Source organism: Streptomyces sp. NPDC058701 (genome assembly GCF_042715295.1).
In the GTDB taxonomy this organism is placed as follows: Bacteria; Actinomycetota; Actinomycetes; order Streptomycetales; family Streptomycetaceae; genus Streptomyces.
Genome location: NZ_JBHXSY010000007.1, coordinates 253,530 through 269,546 on the forward strand (window position 1 = coordinate 253,530; position 16,017 = coordinate 269,546).

20 protein-coding genes are annotated in these 16,017 nt (G+C 74.1%); 7 read left to right on the forward strand and 13 right to left on the reverse strand.

All coding sequences use genetic code 11. The features are described 5' to 3' along the window. Positions 1–37: 37 nt before the first annotated feature. Positions 38–706: a (2Fe-2S)-binding protein gene (locus ACFWW8_RS10430; RefSeq protein WP_386526301.1), complete on the reverse strand. Its 669-nt coding sequence runs from the start codon at positions 704–706 to the stop codon at positions 38–40. 125 nt (positions 707–831) lie between these two features. After that, positions 832–1,632 (reverse strand): alpha/beta fold hydrolase, encoded by an 801-nt coding sequence (locus ACFWW8_RS10435; protein ID WP_386526303.1) that lies wholly within the window; start codon positions 1,630–1,632, stop codon positions 832–834. Between the two features lie 140 nt (positions 1,633–1,772). On the opposite strand from ACFWW8_RS10435, the gene ACFWW8_RS10440 reads away from it, so the two are divergent. Continuing rightward, entirely contained in the window at positions 1,773–2,459 is a 687-nt protein-coding gene (locus ACFWW8_RS10440; RefSeq protein ID WP_386526306.1) for a GNAT family N-acetyltransferase, read from the forward strand. 132 nt (positions 2,460–2,591) lie between these two features. Here ACFWW8_RS10440 and ACFWW8_RS10445 read toward each other — a convergent pair whose 3' ends face one another. Further along, positions 2,592–3,620, reverse strand: coding sequence for a TolB family protein (locus tag ACFWW8_RS10445; RefSeq protein ID WP_386526309.1), 1,029 nt, complete (start codon positions 3,618–3,620; stop codon positions 2,592–2,594). A 312-nt stretch (positions 3,621–3,932) separates the two neighbouring features. Between ACFWW8_RS10445 and ACFWW8_RS10450 the strand changes: the two genes are divergently transcribed. Then, the gene (locus ACFWW8_RS10450) at positions 3,933–5,294 is read left to right on the forward strand and encodes an alpha/beta hydrolase-fold protein (protein ID WP_386526311.1); all 1,362 of its coding nucleotides are present in this window, start codon (positions 3,933–3,935) and stop codon (positions 5,292–5,294) included. On the opposite strand, the gene ACFWW8_RS10455 is transcribed toward ACFWW8_RS10450, so the two are convergent. Then, complete coding sequence (locus ACFWW8_RS10455; protein WP_386526313.1) at positions 5,263–6,795, reverse strand: carboxylesterase/lipase family protein; 1,533 nt, start codon at positions 6,793–6,795, stop codon at positions 5,263–5,265. The genes ACFWW8_RS10450 and ACFWW8_RS10455 overlap by 32 nt on opposite strands. A gap of 125 nt (positions 6,796–6,920) precedes the next feature. Here ACFWW8_RS10455 and ACFWW8_RS10460 point away from each other — a divergent pair, with 125 nt between their 5' ends. After that, complete coding sequence (locus tag ACFWW8_RS10460; protein WP_386526315.1) at positions 6,921–7,271, forward strand: hypothetical protein; 351 nt, start codon at positions 6,921–6,923, stop codon at positions 7,269–7,271. Between the two features lie 98 nt (positions 7,272–7,369). Further along, positions 7,370–7,663, forward strand: a complete 294-nt coding sequence (locus ACFWW8_RS10465; protein ID WP_386526317.1) for a chaplin — start codon at positions 7,370–7,372, stop codon at positions 7,661–7,663. A gap of 106 nt (positions 7,664–7,769) precedes the next feature. Here ACFWW8_RS10465 and ACFWW8_RS10470 read toward each other — a convergent pair whose 3' ends face one another. From ACFWW8_RS10470 to ACFWW8_RS10485, 4 genes are all read right to left on the reverse strand, one after another. Further along, positions 7,770–8,633: a tyrosinase family protein gene (locus ACFWW8_RS10470; RefSeq protein ID WP_386526320.1), complete on the reverse strand. Its 864-nt coding sequence runs from the start codon at positions 8,631–8,633 to the stop codon at positions 7,770–7,772. Between the two features lie 16 nt (positions 8,634–8,649). Beyond that, on the reverse strand, positions 8,650–9,018 hold the full coding sequence (locus ACFWW8_RS10475) for a tyrosinase family oxidase copper chaperone (protein ID WP_386526322.1): 369 nt from the start codon (positions 9,016–9,018) through the stop codon (positions 8,650–8,652). 59 nt (positions 9,019–9,077) lie between these two features. Next, on the reverse strand, positions 9,078–9,614 hold the full coding sequence (locus ACFWW8_RS10480) for a GNAT family N-acetyltransferase (RefSeq protein ID WP_386526325.1): 537 nt from the start codon (positions 9,612–9,614) through the stop codon (positions 9,078–9,080). Positions 9,615–9,917: 303 nt separating this feature from the next. Further along, the gene (locus tag ACFWW8_RS10485; RefSeq protein ID WP_386526327.1) at positions 9,918–10,109 is read right to left on the reverse strand and encodes a hypothetical protein; all 192 of its coding nucleotides are present in this window, start codon (positions 10,107–10,109) and stop codon (positions 9,918–9,920) included. A 209-nt stretch (positions 10,110–10,318) separates the two neighbouring features. On the opposite strand from ACFWW8_RS10485, the gene ACFWW8_RS10490 reads away from it, so the two are divergent. Continuing rightward, the gene (locus ACFWW8_RS10490; RefSeq protein WP_386526329.1) at positions 10,319–10,594 is read left to right on the forward strand and encodes an isoamylase early set domain-containing protein; all 276 of its coding nucleotides are present in this window, start codon (positions 10,319–10,321) and stop codon (positions 10,592–10,594) included. Positions 10,595–10,619: 25 nt separating this feature from the next. Here ACFWW8_RS10490 and ACFWW8_RS10495 read toward each other — a convergent pair whose 3' ends face one another. The 4 genes from ACFWW8_RS10495 to ACFWW8_RS10510 are packed head-to-tail and all read right to left on the reverse strand — an operon-like array spanning position 10,620 to position 12,802. Next, positions 10,620–10,775: a hypothetical protein gene (locus tag ACFWW8_RS10495; RefSeq protein WP_386526331.1), complete on the reverse strand. Its 156-nt coding sequence runs from the start codon at positions 10,773–10,775 to the stop codon at positions 10,620–10,622. Between the two features lie 23 nt (positions 10,776–10,798). Beyond that, entirely contained in the window at positions 10,799–11,041 is a 243-nt protein-coding gene (locus ACFWW8_RS10500) for a hypothetical protein (protein ID WP_386526334.1), read from the reverse strand. A 49-nt stretch (positions 11,042–11,090) separates the two neighbouring features. Beyond that, positions 11,091–12,266: a cytochrome P450 gene (locus tag ACFWW8_RS10505; RefSeq protein ID WP_386526337.1), complete on the reverse strand. Its 1,176-nt coding sequence runs from the start codon at positions 12,264–12,266 to the stop codon at positions 11,091–11,093. Then, positions 12,263–12,802 (reverse strand): DUF6545 domain-containing protein, encoded by a 540-nt coding sequence (locus ACFWW8_RS10510; RefSeq protein ID WP_386526340.1) that lies wholly within the window; start codon positions 12,800–12,802, stop codon positions 12,263–12,265. The genes ACFWW8_RS10505 and ACFWW8_RS10510 overlap by 4 nt, the downstream gene beginning before the upstream one ends. Positions 12,803–12,818: 16 nt before the next feature. Here ACFWW8_RS10510 and ACFWW8_RS10515 point away from each other — a divergent pair, with 16 nt between their 5' ends. Further along, the gene (locus tag ACFWW8_RS10515) at positions 12,819–13,925 is read left to right on the forward strand and encodes an AI-2E family transporter (RefSeq protein ID WP_386526343.1); all 1,107 of its coding nucleotides are present in this window, start codon (positions 12,819–12,821) and stop codon (positions 13,923–13,925) included. Here the strand turns inward: ACFWW8_RS10515 and ACFWW8_RS10520 are convergent. After that, positions 13,922–14,947 carry a saccharopine dehydrogenase family protein gene (locus tag ACFWW8_RS10520; protein ID WP_386526346.1) on the reverse strand — a complete coding sequence of 342 codons (1,026 nt, stop codon included), beginning with the start codon at positions 14,945–14,947 and terminating at the stop codon, positions 13,922–13,924. The two genes, ACFWW8_RS10515 and ACFWW8_RS10520, sit on opposite strands and share 4 nt — an antisense overlap. A gap of 71 nt (positions 14,948–15,018) precedes the next feature. Between ACFWW8_RS10520 and ACFWW8_RS10525 the strand changes: the two genes are divergently transcribed. After that, entirely contained in the window at positions 15,019–15,990 is a 972-nt protein-coding gene (locus tag ACFWW8_RS10525) for a helix-turn-helix domain-containing protein (protein ID WP_386526348.1), read from the forward strand. Positions 15,991–16,017 lie beyond the last annotated feature (27 nt).

The following is a 16,017-nucleotide window of genomic DNA, read 5'->3' on the forward strand; positions in this document are numbered from 1 at the left end:
CGGGCGGGGCCGGGCCGGGCACTGCCGGGCGGGGCGCCTACCGGGTCCGCAGGACGCAGTCCCCGCAGAAGCCGCCACCCGGCACCTTGTAGTAGAGGCAGCAGCTGTTCCGGACGAAGGCCACGCCGAGCCCGGGCTCGTGGAGGAAGGTGCCGGCGCCGGCCAGCGGCCCGCCGTCGGCCAGCAGCGCGGCCGCCGCGCCCACGGCCGCGTCCCCCTCGACCCGGTCGGTCAGCACCCGCAGGGCCCCGACGAGCCCCGAGGCGGCGTTGCCCCGCAGGACCTTGGGCGAGACCCCGAACCGCTCGCGCAGGCCCGTGTCCAGCAGGTCCAGGTTCCCGAGGACGGTCTGCGCCAGTGCCTCGGCCGGCAGCGCGCCGGGCTCGGGGAGCCACAGTTCCAGCGAGCCCGCGCGGGGCAGCCGCCACCACACCCGGCCGGGGTCCAGGTCCGGCACCCGCCCGGCCAGCGCGAGGCACCCCAGCCCGAGCGACCACAGTCGCGAGGCGATGCCGAACTGCGCGGTCGAGGCCGCCACCCGGTCCGGTCCGGTGCCGATCCGGCGGCCCACCTCGGCCACGTACGGTTCCAGGTGCTCCCGGTACAGGTCGCCCAGCGGCCGGAATCCGGGACCGGGCGGCTCCTTCCCGGACGGAACGGCGAAGAAGGGCCCGACGGCGGCCAGCCGTCGCAGTACGTCGTCCAAGGTCAGGCCCCCGGTCCGGTGCCGGGAGCCCGCCCGGCACCCGGCTCCCCCACGCAGTGCATGCCCCGATGATCTCAGGCACGGCCCGGCGCCCCGCGGGGCGGGTCCCGACCGTCCTCGTCGGCTCACAGCCCGTCGAGGAACTCCAGCAGCACCCGGTTGAAGGCCTCCGGCTGCTCCACGCCCGGCAGGTGGCCCGCCCCCTCGATGACGGCGAGCACCGAGTGCGGCATCAGCGCGTGCAGCGCCCGCGCCTCGGCGACGGGGGTGTAGACGTCGTCCGCGCCGACCACCACGAGACAGGGCTCGCCCGCGGCGGCGAGCACGGGCCGGTAGTCCGGACGCTCCGCGCGGCCGCGCAGGGCGGCGGCCGCGCCCCGGGGATCGGTCGCGCGCATCATCGCCCCCACGTGCGCGGCGGCGGCGGGCATCCCGGTCACGTTGTAGGGCGCCAGCATCTTGTCGATGACCTCTTCGGCGTACGGCCCCATTCTCTCCGCGAGGAGCCGCTCGGCGGCCGCCCGGCGGAATTCCGCGCCCTCCGGCGTCTCCGGAACCGGGGACGTGTCGGAGAGGACGAGGGCACGTACCAGACACGGGTGGCGCAGCCGCATCTCCATCGCTATCTGCCCACCCATGGACACACCGCCGACGACTGCTTGTTCGATGTCCAGGAGGCCGAGCAGAGCAGCCAGGTCGTCCGCCAGATCGGCGAGCAGCGCCTTGCCGGGGACGACCGGACTTTCCCCGTATCCGCGCAGGTCAGGAGCAATGACCCGGTAGCCGGACGCGGTCAGCGCGGCCGTCTGGGGGGCCCACATCGTGCGGTTGAACGGATGTCCGTGGATCAGGAGGACGGGCGCCCCGGCACGGGGACCGAGATCGTCGAAATGGAGTTGCGCGCCATTGCCGAATCGGGGGTTCATGAGAGGACTTTAAGGGGCTACATTGAGCCGCTCGCGTTCACCTGACAGCCCGTTGCCTTTCACTCGTGTTTTGCACGGGGGGCGACGTCAGGGACGCAGACTGTGCAACCACCCCACCGCCCAGAAGGACCGAAGGCTCCGTGCCCGTACCCGTACTCCTCGCCGGCCGCACCGTGCGGCTCGAGCCCCTCGCCCCCCACCACACCGAGGCCCTGGCCGTGGCCGGGGCCGAGGATCGTACGACTTACGCCTTCACCCCCGTGCCGCACGGGCTGCAGGCGTCCCACGAGTACATCGACCGTGCCCTCGCCGATCAGGCGGCGGGTCGATCGCTCCCGTTCGCGGTGGTCAGAGCCACCGACGGACGGGTGGTCGGTTCGACCCGGTTCCTGGAACTCGACTACTGGCAGGGGCCCCTGGTGTGGCCCGCCGTGCCGGGCGTCCCGTTCGGCGATCCGGCGACGGCGATCCCCGATGCCACCGAGATCGGCAATACCTGGCTGTCCCCGGGCGCCCAGGGCACCGGCATCAACACCGAGGCGAAGCTCCTCATGCTCCGCCATGCCTTCGAGACCTGGGGCGTCCGGCGCGTCTCCCTTCGCGCGGACGCCCGCAACGGCCGCTCCCGAGCCGCGATGCAACGCCTCGGCTTCACCTCCGAGGGGGTCCGCCGGGCCCATTCCCGGGGACTGGACGGAGCGGTCCGCAGTACGGCCTTCTACTCGATCCTCGACGAGGAGTGGCCGACCGTGCGGTCGGTCATCGAGCAGAAGCTGTCACCCGCGGCGCAGCGCAGGCGGCGCCGCAAGACCCTGGTGCCGGCCTAGTCCCGGCCAGGTCCCCTCCCCGGAGCCGGAACGGTCCTGCGCCGCACGTCCCGGCCACCTCCCCCGTCCCCACCCCCGGCCTGCCTCGATCACGCCGCACCGAACCGTCCGCCCGCGCGGCTCCGGTCCGGATCAGTCGAGGAAGGCCGGGCCCAGGGCCGAGGGCATGAGCGGGGCCGCCGTGCCGGTGCCGTCGGCCGGCAGGGAGTACAGGTCCGCCCCGAAGTCCCCCGGGAGGGAGTAGACGACAGTCCGGTCGTCCGCCCACACGACCTGGTCGTCGACGCTGCGTTCCTCCGCGAGCGGGGTCTCCGCCAGCGTGGCCAGCTCCAGGGCGTACAGCCGCCACGGTGCCTCGGCCGGCCGCCCGGGCACCCGCTTCTTGAACACCATCCGGGTGCCGTCGGGCGACAGCGACGGGCACTCCGCGTTCTCGCGCAGCGTCGTCACCGTCCGCGCCGCCAGGTCCCCGCGGACCAGGTGGGTCCGGCCGCCGGTGGCCAGGGTCGCGTAGAAGGTCCGCTCGTCGGCGGCGAAGGTGACCCCCCAGAAGTTCACGTCGGCGCTGCGGTACGGCTTGCCGTCCCTGACCACCGCGAAGTCCTCCAGCGAGGCGTCGAGGCGGCCGGTACGCAGGTCGACCACGGAGGTCCGCGTCGAGAAGTCGGTTCCGGCGTACGAGTCCCCGCCGACGAAGACGGTCCACGCGGCGAGGTGTCCGCCGGGCGAGACCCGGGCGCGGGTCGGTACGCCGGCCAGCGGGTACGCCGCGACCTCGGCGAGCCGGGCGTCCAGAACGACGGCCCGGTAGCCGCCCTGGACTCCGTCCCCGGCCGCCCGCAGGCAGATCCCGGTGCCGGCCGCCGCGTGGAAGCGCAGGCAGCTCACCCCGGAGGCGGTGCGGTCGCCCCCGGGCCCGGCGGCCGGGACGGTGGCGAGTTCGTCGCGGTGCGGGCCCCAGGCCATGGTGCGGAACACGATCCGCCGGCCGCCGTCGCCGGGCGCCAGGGACACCGCGCCCCGGGAGACCCGCGGGCCGCCGTCCCGGGCCCGGTCCTTCTCGTCGGCCCGGGAGGAGGCCCGCAGCACGGCGCCCACCCCCACGGCGGCGAGCAGGACGAGGACGACGGCGAGGATCGGCATCCGGCGCTGGAAGGTCATCAGGGGCCTCTCGGTACGGTTGCGTGCCCGGTGCCCGCCCGGTGCCCGCCCGGGAGCTCCGGGCGGAACGGTCCGGCGGCTGCGCGGACGCACCGTACCCGGGGGACCTCGAGGGAGCCAGGGCCGGTCGGCCAACGGACCGCACACGTCACGGGTCCGGCGGGAGCCGGGCAAGGTCCTGGCCTAGAGCACCCCAAGAGAAGGGAAAATGCGGAACCCTGGCATGCTTTCGTACATCCTTCGAACGGAAGGAACCCACGCCAGACCGCCCCGCCCCACCAGGGCAGCACCACCTCCGGAGAGCCACCGCACATGTCGCACGCACCCGACGGGCAGCCGTACCAGCCGTACCGGCCGGAAGGGCGGCAGTCCCGGCCTCAGCCGCCCCACGGCGGACAGCAGTACGAGCAGCAGCCGCACCACGGGGCGCCGCAGCCGCCGTACGAACAGCAGCGGTACGAGCAGCAGCCGTACGAACAGCAGCGGTACGGGCAGGAACCCCACGCACAGGAGCCGTACGGCCAGGGCCGGTACGAGCAGGGGCAGTACGGCCAGGGGCAGTACGGCCAGGGCCAGTACGGGCAGCAGCCGTACGGTCAGGAGGCCCCGCGCCCCCGGAAGTCCCGGCTCCGCCGCTGGGTGACCGCCGGCACGTCCGTCCTCGCGCTCGCGGGCATCGCGGCGCTCGTGATGAACCACTACGAGATACCCCCGTTCACCGACAAGGGCGCGGCGGTCTCGTTCGGCCTGCCGCCCGCGGGCGGCTCCGGCAAGGCAGGCGCGGAGGCCCCGCAGCCGGTGAACTCCAAGATGCTGATGCCCACGGGCCCGGCCGCCGACTTCAAGAACGCGGCGACCCTGGCGGACGGGACGCACATCGCCGTCACCACGCTGGACGGCAAGAAGTCGGGCTTCAAGGGCAAGGTGTGGGTCTGGGCGCCCAAGGAGTACAACGACCCGAAGTTCGCCAAGAGCGGCTTCCCGGTGATGATCGCCCTGCCGGGCGGCGCCGGATACCCGAGCAACTACTGGATGGGCACCGACCTGGGCCTCCAGACCAGCATCAGCAAGTGGTACGCGGAGGGCAAGAGCAAGCCCTTCATCCTGGCGATGCCGGTGCTCAACCCCGGTCCGGACGACAAGGGCGTCTACTGGGACGCCTCCGACATCCCGGGCCAGCCGAAGATGGGCACCTGGCTCACCGAGGACGTTCCGGACCTGATGAAGGCGAACTTCCGCACCGTCAAGTCCCGTGATGGCTGGGCGTTCATGGGGTCGTCGACCGGCGGGTTCGCCGGCCTGAAGGCCGTGCTGAAGCACCCGGACAAGTTCAAGGCCGTGATCGCCTCCGGCCCGGACGTCGTCCCGGACTCCTCGCTGTGGAAGGGCCACGACAAGGAGAAGGCCGAGAACAACCCGGAACTGCTGGCGAAGCAGCTCATCGACCGCAAGGGGCCGGACGTCTACCTCGCCTTCCAGGTGGGCGACAGCGAGAACAACCAGAAGACCCTGCCCGATGTGCAGAAGTTCATCGCCACGTACGGCAAGGGGCCGGTGCACACCACCCTGAGGGTCATCAAGGGCGGCCGGCACAATGCCAAGACCTACGTTCCGAACATGGGCGAGGGGCCCATCCAGGAGATCAGCAAGGTGATGGAGGGACCGGTGGAGTAACCTCCGCCACCGACACGCCCGCTTGCTCCCGCTCCGGCCCGCCGAACGCCTTCGGCGGGCCGCTGCCGTTCCAGGGCTCCCAGCCCGGGTCGCCGGTCACCGCGAAACGCACCCACGCCGCGTGCATCTCCCGCGCCAGCTCCCGCGGGGCGTCCGGTCCGGCCAGCCAGGCGGACTCCGGCACGTCGAGGGTGTCGAACACGAAGCCCAGCTCCAGCGCGTGGCAGGAGCCGAGGCCGGGGACGCCCGAGCTCCAGCCGAACTCGTACAGGAAGGTCGGCGCGGGCCGCCGCGCCCCCGCCAGCCGCCGCAGCGGATCGCGCAGCAGCCGGTCGGTGAACAGCTGCCCGGCGAGCTCGGCCGGGCTCGCGCCCGGCAGTCCGGCGCGCAACTCCCGTACGGCGTTGCGGTCCTTGCCGGTGCGCAGGCGGGCCAGCTCCACGGCGGCCGGGCCCATCCGGTCGAGCAGCCGCATCACGCCCGTGGGGGCGAGCCAGAGCCGGTACTCGTCGCGGGTCCAGCCGGCCAGCAGGGGCACGTCCCCGGAGATGCCCCGGCCGGCCAGTGCGTCGAGGGGGTCATCGGGCAGCGTGTCCGGGTCCTCGACCAGGCCGAAGGCCGGTCCGCCCAGCAACGGCCCGGACCGGCGCAGTACGGCGCCCTGCGCGGCGAGCAGCGCCGACAGGGAGGTGGCGGCGAACTCCCGGGCGGTGGCCCCGGCCTTGAGCAGGGACGCCATCCGCCGGACCGTGGTGCGCACCCGGTCGCGCGGCAGCGTCTCGGGGGCGCCGCTCTGCAGGACGGCCCGGGCGAAGAGCCCGGCGGCGCGGGGCGCCGCGAGCAGGGCCCCGATGCTGATGGCCCCCGCGGACTCGCCGAAGACGGTGACGCGGCCGGGATCGCCTCCGAAGGCCGCGATGTTGTCCCGCACCCACTCCAGGGCGGCGATCTGGTCGAGAAGGCCGCGGTTGGCGGGGGCGTCCGGGAAGAGCCCGTAACCGATCACGCCGAGACGGAAGTTGAACGAGACCAGCACGACACCGTCGCGGGCGAAGGCCGAGCCGTCGTAGACCGGGACGGCGGAGGAGCCGCGGGCGTGCGCCCCGCCGTGGATCCACACCATGACGGGCAGGCGGGCGGCCGGCGCCGGATCGGGGGTCCACACGTTGACGCTCAGGCAGTCGTCCCCCGGGATCTCCGGGTCGGGAAGCAGTGCGGCGAAGGTGGCCGGGTAGGGCACCTTGGGCGCGGTGGGGCCGTAGGCGCCCGCGTCGCGCACGCCGTCCCAGGCGGCCGGGGGCGCGGGCGCCGCGAAGCGGAGGGCTCCGACGGGCGGCGCGGCGTACGGGACGCCCAGGAACACGGCGGCCCCGGCGGCGCCGGTCCGCCCCTCCACGAGGCCGTACCGGGTCCGCACCCGGGGGCGGGTCCCGTCACCGGGCCCGTCGCCGCCGGGCCCGTCGCCGCCCGAGGCGGTGACCGTGCCGCTCGCTGCGCCCATCTGGTCCTCCTGGAATCGGCCGGGCCGCACAGGTGCGGCCCGCGCACGTTCGCACGGCAGTACCACGGGTGACAAGGCGTGACCGTGCCCGGGCGCGTCCCGGTTGGTCCGGCATGCGATCCCTCATGCGACTCCTGCGCATCGACCCCCCGGCGCGCGGCGCCGTCCGCTCCGGGACGGTGCCCGTCCTGCTGCTGGCGGCCGTCGCGCTGGCCGGCGGTCCGGCCCGCGCCGCCGCCGGGCCGGACTTCCAGTACCTCGGCCAGGACGACCGGGTGCACGGGCTGACCGCGCCGAAGGGCTGCGTCGAGGCGGAGGGCGGCGGCGCGCGGGCCGTCACGAACCACACCCGGGGCACGGCGACCCTCTACCGGGAGCCGGGCTGCGCGGGCCGTGTGGTGGAGGTCCTGCGGCCCGGGGCCGTCACGCAGGTGCGGCCGTACTTCGCCTCCGTGCGCTTCTCCGTCACCGGGTAGGCCCAGGGACCGTGACCCCGTGGCCATCCCTGCGTTGTATGCCATGTCAAACGCCGCACATTCTGCGGCGCCCCCATATGTCTCACGAGGAGATCTTGATGTCGCGTATCGCGAAGGCTGTCGCCATCACCGCTGTCGCCGGTAGCGCCATGGCCGCCGGCGCGGGTCTGGCCGTCGCCGACGCCGGAGCGCACGGTGCGGCCGTCGGCTCCCCCGGTGTCCTGTCGGGCAACGTGCTCCAGGTTCCGGTGCACGTCCCGGTCAACGTCTGCGGCAACACCGTGAACGTGATCGCCCTGCTCAACCCGGCGTTCGGCAACACCTGCGTCAACCAGTCGGGTGGCGGCAAGCACCACACCGACGAGCACCACACCGAGGGCTACGGCGGCTGATCACCGGTCATCGACCGTCTGATCGCCTGAACGCCTGATCGACGAAGGGCCCCCGCCGTTCCGGCGGGGGCCCTTCCCGTGCCGTCAGGACCAGGATCGCCTCGGGTCACGCGTAGCGGTAGAGGCCGCCGTGGCCGAGCATCTCGCGGGGGGTGACGTCCCACGGCGGCATCGGCTCGTCCAGCGCGATCACCCGGCCGCGCTGCGGGTCGCCGAGGCCGGGGGGCGAGGCCGGCAGGTACCCGGAGCCGGGGTGCTTCTGCTGCCAGCGGTCCCAGATGAGGTCCACGAAGGCGTGGTGCAGCCAGAACACCGGGTCGTTGGGCGCGGTGCCGCCCGTCATGTGGCCGCCGATCCACTGGTGGACCTTGTTGTGGTTGCGCCAGCGCTCGCTCTTGGGCGCGGCCCAGCCCTCCAGTTTGTTGCGGAACCCGCCGGCGGTGGTGGTCGAGTCCCAGGGTGCGACGTCGTAGGCCGGGTCGTCGAGGGCCCACTGGAGCTCGGCCGGCGTGGGCAGGGCGATCGGGTTGTGCGGCCGGCCCAGGTTCCGGGTGAGGAAGCGGGACTCCGTGATGCCCACGGTGACCGTCCAGTTGCCCCGGCCGTAGGCGAACGGGCCGGTCATCACCTGCCGGTCCTCGGCCCGGCCGGTACCGCCGAGGAAGTCGTCGGCCCAGAGCGGGGAGACGGGGCTGGTGTCGGTGGTCCAGTCCCAGTACGGGATCGAGACGCCGGGGTCGAGGGCCTGCAGCTGCTTCTCGAATTCCAGCAGGTAGCGCCGGTGCCAGGGGAAGAACGACGGGGACATGTGCCCGACGCGCAGCTTCCGGTCGCGGTCGGGCACGAAGTACTTGTCGTGGGTGCGGACGAATGTGTCGTAGGTGCCGTTGCGCTTGAGTTCCAGCACGGCCGCCGTGAAGCGCTTCTTCTGTGCGCTGGTCAGGTTTTTCTGGTTCTGCCGGGTGTACACGTCGGGGCTCCTCGCGTCAGCCGTGGTGCGGGGCGGACGCCAGCGCCAGCTGGGCGGAGCCCAGTTCGTCGACGGCGGCGCGGGCCAGTTCCAGGCGTGTCGGATAGGACTGGAAGTGGTTGATCCCGCTGAGGTAGCTGCCGTCGGCGCGGCGCATCACGTGCAGCGGGCGTCCGTCGATGCGGATTCCGGCCCGGTCCACCGCGATGTGCCGGCCCCGGTACGTCTCCTCGTCGAGCGGCGCCGGCGTGAGCGTCTGGCGGGGCCGCCGGGCGCGCAGTACGGGCCCCAGCGCAGCGGCCGTGCCGGCGAGCACGGCCGCGGTGAAAGCCGTGCGCAGGACGGCGCGGCGGGTCAGTGGTACGGCGGCGGATGCTGCGGACATACGGTCTCCCTCGCTCGGTGGCCGGCGCCGACGGGTCTAACGCGGCGCGGCGGGCGAGGTCACCCTGCGGCGCCCCGGGGCCGCTTGTAGTAGAGGGTGGTGGGGTGCAGACGGCCGTCCGGGTCGGTGGCGTAGTCCGGGATGGTGCCTGCCTCGGTCCAGCCGGCGGACCGGTAGACGCGCTCGGCGGCGCTGCCCGTCTCGGTGTCCAGGAACAGCAGCACCACCCCGGCGCGGGCCGCGGCGGCCTCCGCCTCGGCGAGCAGCGCGCGGGCGGTGCCGCGGCCGCGGGCCGCCGGATGGACCATCAGCTTGCGCAGTTCGGCCCGGTGACGCCCGTTGGGTTTGGACTCCCGGTACCAGCTGACGGTGCCGTCGAGGCGTCCGTCGTCCGCGCGGGAGACCCAGAGCGCCAGGGAGCCCTCCTCGACGGCGGGCAGCAGGGAGTCCCACCAGGCGGCGGCGCCCGCGTGGTCGAGGCCGGCGAGGAAGCCGAGCGAGGACCCGTCGGCGACCACGTCGAGGAGGAGCGCGGCGAGTTCGTCGCGGTGGGTGCGCAGGTCCGGGGCGGAGAGCGGGGTGATGGCGGCCGTCATGGGGCGAGCATAGGGATCATGGGGTGACGCGCCACAGGCGGGGCGGGTGCGGGCCGCGGGATGCGGCGGTCATCCGCCGGGCGGGGACGAGCCCGCCGAAGGGTTGCGTGGCCGCGCGGTGCGCGGCGCGTACGCGGAGGCGGCGAAGGCGGCTGTGCCGAGGAGGCGGAGGGCGCGCGGCACGGCGTCGCCTCCTCCTGCTGCGCGTCATCGGTCCGCACGCCGCCGACGGGGCATGACAGGGCCCGGCCGGGGGCTACGTTCCCGGCCGGGCCCTGTGTACGGGGGCGAGGGGAGCTCCGGTCAGAGCTCGTCGTCGCGCTGGTCCTGCTCGCGCCGCGGCTCGTCCTCACGACGCCGGGCGGGTTCGTCGCGGTCCGGGTCGCGGGACGTCCGGCCGAACTCGGGCCGTACCGGGTCCGGTCCGCAACCCCGGTCGCGCGCCGGCTCCGCGCGGTGCCCGGGGCCCTGTCGTCCGTCCTGCGTACCGCCCATGACGGCGACTCCTTCGGTTCCTTCGTACCCTCGGCGTACCGGTGGTGCCTGCCCTTCCCACGCTGCCACGGATCGTCACGGACCGCACCTTTTGCCTCACGCGGCGTGAGGGGCCGTCGTGGTCGCGCGCCCAGCCCCGGATGCGAACCGCGCCCGGGGATCCGAGGATGGACGCCATCACACCCACCTCTGTCGTCAGGAGCTTCCCCATGCTGGAGCGCATCCCGCTCACGGACCGCACCGAGGTCACCTTCGTCCTTCCGGCGGACACTCCGCCCGGCCCGGTGAGCGTGGTCGGCGACTTCAACGACTGGCGGCCCGGCGCCCACACCCTGCGGGCCCGCGAGGACGGGCAGCGGGCCGTCACGGTGGAGCTGCCGAAGGAGAGCACGCACTCGTTCCGGTACCTCGCCGCCGGCGACTACTGGTTCAACGACGGGAGCGTCGGCGACCAGGACGGCCCGAACAGCCGCCTGCACACCTGACCGGTGGGCCCGCGGGCGCCCCGGGTCACAGGAACAGGGCGCCGACGGCGACGAAATACGCGGCCGCCAGCAGCGTCAGCGCCAGCGGGGTCCCCCACGGATGCGCGTGCCACCAGGCCAGCCGCACGCGGGGGAACTGCCCCTTCAGCTCCCCGGGGGTCGGGGCGTGCGCGTCCGGCACCGGCACGTCCCGTAGCCGGCGCGTCAGCCGCTCCGCGTCGGACGCGCGCCACAGCCGCAGGTCGAGCACGTACGGCGGGTGCTCTCCGCAGTGATGACCACGCGTCCCGGCGTCGGGTGGAAGGGTCCGACGCCGAACGTGGTCGGGCGCAGCGCGGTCACGAACTCCGGTGGCGCGCCGTAGAGGTTGACGCCGAGGGCGTTGTCGATCCGCAGTTCATCGCCGACGACCGCGATCTCGGCGGTGAGGTCGACCCGCACAGGCACGGGCCCCCCACGAGCCGACGACCGGCGGGGGCCGCGCCGCCGGGCCGCCCTACAGGACGACCGGCAGGGCCTGGAGACCGCGCATCAGGCGGGTCTGCCGCCAGGCGAGGTCCTCGCTCGGGACGGCGAGCCGCATCCCGGGGAATCGGGTGACGAGCGCCCGGAGCGCGATCTCCGCCTCGGCCAGTGCGAGGGGCGCGCCCAGGCATCGGTGGATCCCGTGCCCGAACGCAAGGTGCCCGGCGGCGTTGCGGTCCAGGTCGAGACGGTGCGCCTCGGCGAAGCGGGCCGGATCGCGGTTGGCGGCTCCGGGGGCGATGAGGACCGGAACGCCCTCGGGGATCTCGACCCCGCCGAGCCGGAGCGCTTCGGTGGTGTAGCGGAAGGTCGCGATCCCGACCGGGGAGTCGAAGCGCAGCAGTTCGTCGAGGGCGGAGGCGATCAGGTCGGGGTCCCGGTGCAACCGGTCGAGGGAATCGGGGTGCTGGATGAGCGCAAGGGCGGCGTTGGCGATGAAGTTGGCCGTCGTCTCGTGACCGGCCACGAGCAGGAGCACGGCGAGGGAGACGACCTCGTCCGGGTCCAGCGGCCCTGCGTCGCCCTGCTGGGCCAGCAGGTGCAGGAGGCCGTCGCCGGGTTCGCGGCGGGCGGACCCGACGAGGCCGGTCATGTAGTCGCCGATGGCGTGTGACGCGGCGTCGATGCGGTCCGGCCGGCCTGCGGCGAACAGCTCGTTCGACCATCGGGAGACCATGGCGCGGTCGTCCTCGGGCACGCCGAGCAGCTCGCAGATGACGGTGACGGGGAGCGGCGCGGCCAGAGCATCCACGAGGTCGACCGGGGCGCCCGGTTCCCAGCCGTCGAGCAGGCCGTCGACGACCCGCTGGACGTACGGGCGCAACCGCGCGACGGGGCCCGCGGTGAAGAGCCCCGCCGCGACGGCCCGTTGTCGTGTGTGTCCGGGCGGGTCGCTCGCGAGCATGCTGCGGGACACAGCGGGGTGCAGGTTCCGGCGTGTGGTCCGGCCGGCGAAGAAGCGGGCCGTGTCCTTGGACAGGCGGGGGTCGGCGAAGGCCTGCCGGGCCTCAGCGTGGCCGGTGACGAGGTACGAGGAGTGCCCCTGGGAGCCGGTGAAGACCTTCTGGACCGGTCCCGCGCCGCGCAGGCGGTCGTAGGTGGCGTAGGGATCGCGCAGGAAGCCGGGGTCCTGGAGGGGGTCGGTCATGATCCCGACCCGTCGGCCGTACCGGTCAGCCCGGGGGTGGCGGTCTCCCGGGGCCGGTGCCGCAGAGAAGCGCGCGTCACCAGGAGGAGCCACTCGGTCCCGGCCCGTACGTCGCCCTTGCGGGAGTGCGCGCCGGCGGCGGGCGGCGTTCCTCCCGTGCCGGGCGCGTCTGCGGCCCGCTTCGCGGCGACGGCCGCGGTGAGAACTGCTGCTTCCACTTCCGTTCCCTTCCGGAGTGTCGCTTTCGCCCCGCCGGCGACCGCCTCGGCCGCGGCCTCCTGCACCTGCCCGGAACGGTACCCGCGCAGGGCCGGCACTCCGTCGTTGATCTCGATCACGCGGCGGTGGAGGCGAAAGTCGACGTCCGGCCCGGGGGTGCCCGCTCCGGTGTCGCCCCGGCCGGGGACGACCTCGGGGGCGACGGCCGTGACCTCGCTCCGCGCGAAATGCCGGACGGATCGGTGTCCCCGCGGACCAGGGCGGGGCTCGGTGCCGGAGCGGACCCGACCCACCGCTGCCACCACGGCCGGGGGCACCCCCTAGGGTGACCCCATGCCTGCCACGTTGAGTTCCACCAAGGCCGCCGCCGCGCTCAGAACCTCGGCGCGCGTCTCCGTCGAGTTGCTGCTGGTCATCGCCATGGCCGCCGTGGCCCTGTGGGTGGTGGGCAGGATGTGGTCGGTCGTATGGCCGCTGATAGTGGCCCTGTTCCTCACCACGCTGACCTGGCCCGTGGCCAACTTCCTGCGTCGGCGCGGTCTGCGGCCCGCCCTGGCCTCGGCGGTGGTGACCGTTCTGTTCCTGCTCGTCGCCGCGGGCATCGTGGCGCTGATCGCGGTGCCGGTGGCCTCGCAGTCCGGCGAGTTGGCCGACGGCGTGGTCGAAGGCATCCAGCGGCTGCGCGAATGGGCCTCGGGGCCGCCGCTGAACATCGGCGACGATCAGATCACCGGCGCCTTCGACGCCGGGGTCGCCCGCATCCAGGACAGCGTCGGCAGCATGGTCTCCACGCTCGTCACCGGAGTGGGCACCGTGGTCGACGGCGTGGTCACCGCGGTCCTGTCGGTGTTCCTGATGTTCTTCTTCCTCAAGGACGGGCCGCGGTTCCTGCCGTGGCTCACCCGCCAGCTCCCCGGCCGGCTCGCCACCGACGTCCCGGTCGTGGCCTCGCGCGCATGGGACACCCTGGGCGCGTTCGTCCGCTCCCAGGCGTTCGTCGGCCTGCTCGACGCCGTGTTCATCGGCCTCGGACTGTGGATCGTGGGGGTGCCTCTGGTGCTTCCCCTCGCGGTGCTGACCTTCGTTTCGGCGTTCGTGCCGATCGTGGGTGCGCTGTTCGCCGGCTTCGTCGCGGTGCTCATCGCGCTGGTGTCGAACGGCCTGACGGACGCGCTCATCGTGCTGGCGATCATCGTCGTGGTGCAGCAGCTGGAGGGCAACGTCTTCCAGCCCATGATCCAGAGCCGCGGGCTCGGCCTGCACGCCGCGATGGTCCTGCTGGCGGTGACCCTCGGCGGCAGCCTGGCGGGCGTGGTGGGCGCCCTGCTGGCCGTCCCGGTGGCCGCACTGATCGCGGTGGTCTGGAACTACCTGCGCGAGCAGCTCGTCGAGGCACCGGAGGAACCCGCACCGGAAGCGGGCGCCACTGTGCAGCCTTAGACCCAGCAGGTGTCGAGGGTCAGGTGGGCGGGCGTGAGGGAGCGCAGGAAGTCCCGGGCGTCGAAGAGTTCGCCCGCGGCGGCCACTCCGGTACGGGCGGCCCGGCCGTCCAGGATCCGCACGGCGGCCTCCACGACCAGGGGCGCGGTGACCGCGTAGATGTCGCGCCCGGACGCCGTCGCCCGGCGGCGGGCGCCGGCCCGGGTCGCGACCACGTCGACGACGAACGTCTGCGCCGAGCGCCCGTCGGCGTCCACCGCCGTGGGCGGGGGTGTATCGGGGTCGCCCAGGTCGAGCAGGGGCTCCTCGTTGATGCGGACGTGGATCTCCGGGACCCGCAGGTGGCGGGAGATGGTGACCTGGTCGGCCGTGGGGAGCGCGGTGACCTTGCGGATGCCCACCGGGGGCGGGAAGTCCCACGTGGAGGTCTGCGGGGGACCCTCGGGCGCGACGAGCCGGTTGCCGGTGAAGACCAGGTGGCGCCCGGCGTTGCGGCGCACGGTCTTGCGGGTCCCCTCGGTCGGGTGCCAGCTGTCGAGGGCGATCGCCACCGTGATCTCGTCGGCGTCCGGCCAGTCGCCCATCGCCGCCCCGGCCAGCAGGTCGCCCAGCCCGCCGTAGAAGGCCATCGACGGGGCGTCCACCACTCCGGCCGCGCGGGCCCGGGTGTCGTAGCGCAGGAACGTCTCCACGGTGACGGCCTGTTCCGCGGCCACGTCCAGGTACGGGATGCCGGCGCGCAGGGCCGCCTCCACGACGGGGGGCACGGTGTCCGCGAAGGGGCCCGCGCAGTTGACGACCGCCGCCGCACCGGACAGCGCGCGGTCCAGGGCCGCCGGATCGGACAGCGACGCGACGCGGGCGCGCGCGCCGGGCTGGGAGCGGGCGGCGGCGTACAGCCTGTCCGCGTCCCGGCCGACCAGGAGCGGGGTGTGGCCGCGTCGGCGCAGTTCGGCGGTGACGAAGGCGGCGGTGTGGCCGTAGGCGCCGACGACCGCGACGGTCGGGTGGTGTGTGCTCATGTGCCCCATGGTCACGGCCCCGCCGGGGCGGCACGAGTGGCCGAAACGACGGGATGCGTACACTTTCGGACATGACGTCCGTGGTGTTGGCGCTGTACGACGGGGCGATGCTGTTCGAGGCAGCCGCGGCCTGCGAGGTGTTCGGCGTCGACCGCGGGCTGACCGACGCGTGGTACGACTTCCGGGTGTGCGGGCCGCCCGGGGCCCGGCTCGGCGGCTGGCTGCGGGTCGACACCCCCCACGGCTTCGACGCCCTCGCGGAGGCGGACACCGTCGTCGTCCCGGCGTGCGCCGACGTCGACGCCGACCTGCCGGGCGACCTGGTGGATGCCGTACGGGCGGCCCACGACCGGGGTGCCCGGGTCGTCTCGCTGTGCACGGGGGCGTTCGTGCTGGCCGCCGCGGGTGTGCTGGACGGGCGTCGCGCCACCACGCACTGGGAGCACACCGCCGCGCTCGCGGCCCGCTACCCCCGCGTCGACGTGGACCCGGACGTCCTCTACATCGACGACCGGAACGTGCTGACCTCCGCGGGCAAGGCCGCCGGGATGGACCTGTGCCTGCACCTCGTGACCGCCGACCACGGCGCGGCCGTCGCGAACGCGCTGGCCCGCCGATTGGTGGTGCCGGCCCGCCGCGCGGGCGGACAGGCGCAGTTCATCGCCGCGCCGCCGGCCGCGGACACCGGCCACGCGCTGGCGGAGCTGCTGCAGTGGACGGCCGGGCGGCTGCACGAACCGCTGACCGTTCCCGACCTGGCCCGCCGGATGAACATGAGCCCCCGGAACCTGACCCGGCGCTTCGCCGCCGCCACCGGGACCACCCCGCTGCGCTGGCTGCACACCCAGCGCGTCCACCGGGCCCAGGAACTCCTCGAAACCACCGACGACAGCATCGAACTCATCGCCTCCCGAACCGGGATGGGCACCGCGGCCACCCTGCGCCGCCATTTCCACCGCGCGCTCGGCGTGCCCCCGGACGTGTACCGGCGTACGTTCCGCACCCATCGCCCGGCCGGCGTCGCCACGGCCACCGCGGGCTGACGGGCCGCCGCGGGCCCCCGGCGGCCT

What these genes read in the sequence shown, in the direction of transcription:
- ACFWW8_RS10435 (WP_386526303.1), bottom strand. Translation starts at nt 1,632, where the DNA reads ATGAACCCCCGATTCGGCAATGGCGCGCAACTCCATTTCGACGATCTC.
- ACFWW8_RS10445 (WP_386526309.1), bottom strand. Translation starts at nt 3,620, where the DNA reads ATGACCTTCCAGCGCCGGATGCCGATCCTCGCCGTCGTCCTCGTCCTG.
- ACFWW8_RS10450 (WP_386526311.1), top strand. Translation starts at nt 3,933, where the DNA reads ATGTCGCACGCACCCGACGGGCAGCCGTACCAGCCGTACCGGCCGGAA.
- ACFWW8_RS10455 (WP_386526313.1), bottom strand. Translation starts at nt 6,795, where the DNA reads ATGGGCGCAGCGAGCGGCACGGTCACCGCCTCGGGCGGCGACGGGCCC.
- ACFWW8_RS10460 (WP_386526315.1), top strand. Translation starts at nt 6,921, where the DNA reads ATGCGACTCCTGCGCATCGACCCCCCGGCGCGCGGCGCCGTCCGCTCC.
- ACFWW8_RS10465 (WP_386526317.1), top strand. Translation starts at nt 7,370, where the DNA reads ATGTCGCGTATCGCGAAGGCTGTCGCCATCACCGCTGTCGCCGGTAGC.
- ACFWW8_RS10475 (WP_386526322.1), bottom strand. Translation starts at nt 9,018, where the DNA reads ATGTCCGCAGCATCCGCCGCCGTACCACTGACCCGCCGCGCCGTCCTG.
- ACFWW8_RS10480 (WP_386526325.1), bottom strand. Translation starts at nt 9,614, where the DNA reads ATGACGGCCGCCATCACCCCGCTCTCCGCCCCGGACCTGCGCACCCAC.
- ACFWW8_RS10485 (WP_386526327.1), bottom strand. Translation starts at nt 10,109, where the DNA reads ATGGGCGGTACGCAGGACGGACGACAGGGCCCCGGGCACCGCGCGGAG.
- ACFWW8_RS10490 (WP_386526329.1), top strand. Translation starts at nt 10,319, where the DNA reads ATGCTGGAGCGCATCCCGCTCACGGACCGCACCGAGGTCACCTTCGTC.
- ACFWW8_RS10505 (WP_386526337.1), bottom strand. Translation starts at nt 12,266, where the DNA reads ATGACCGACCCCCTCCAGGACCCCGGCTTCCTGCGCGATCCCTACGCC.
- ACFWW8_RS10515 (WP_386526343.1), top strand. Translation starts at nt 12,819, where the DNA reads ATGCCTGCCACGTTGAGTTCCACCAAGGCCGCCGCCGCGCTCAGAACC.
- ACFWW8_RS10520 (WP_386526346.1), bottom strand. Translation starts at nt 14,947, where the DNA reads ATGAGCACACACCACCCGACCGTCGCGGTCGTCGGCGCCTACGGCCAC.
- ACFWW8_RS10525 (WP_386526348.1), top strand. Translation starts at nt 15,019, where the DNA reads ATGACGTCCGTGGTGTTGGCGCTGTACGACGGGGCGATGCTGTTCGAG.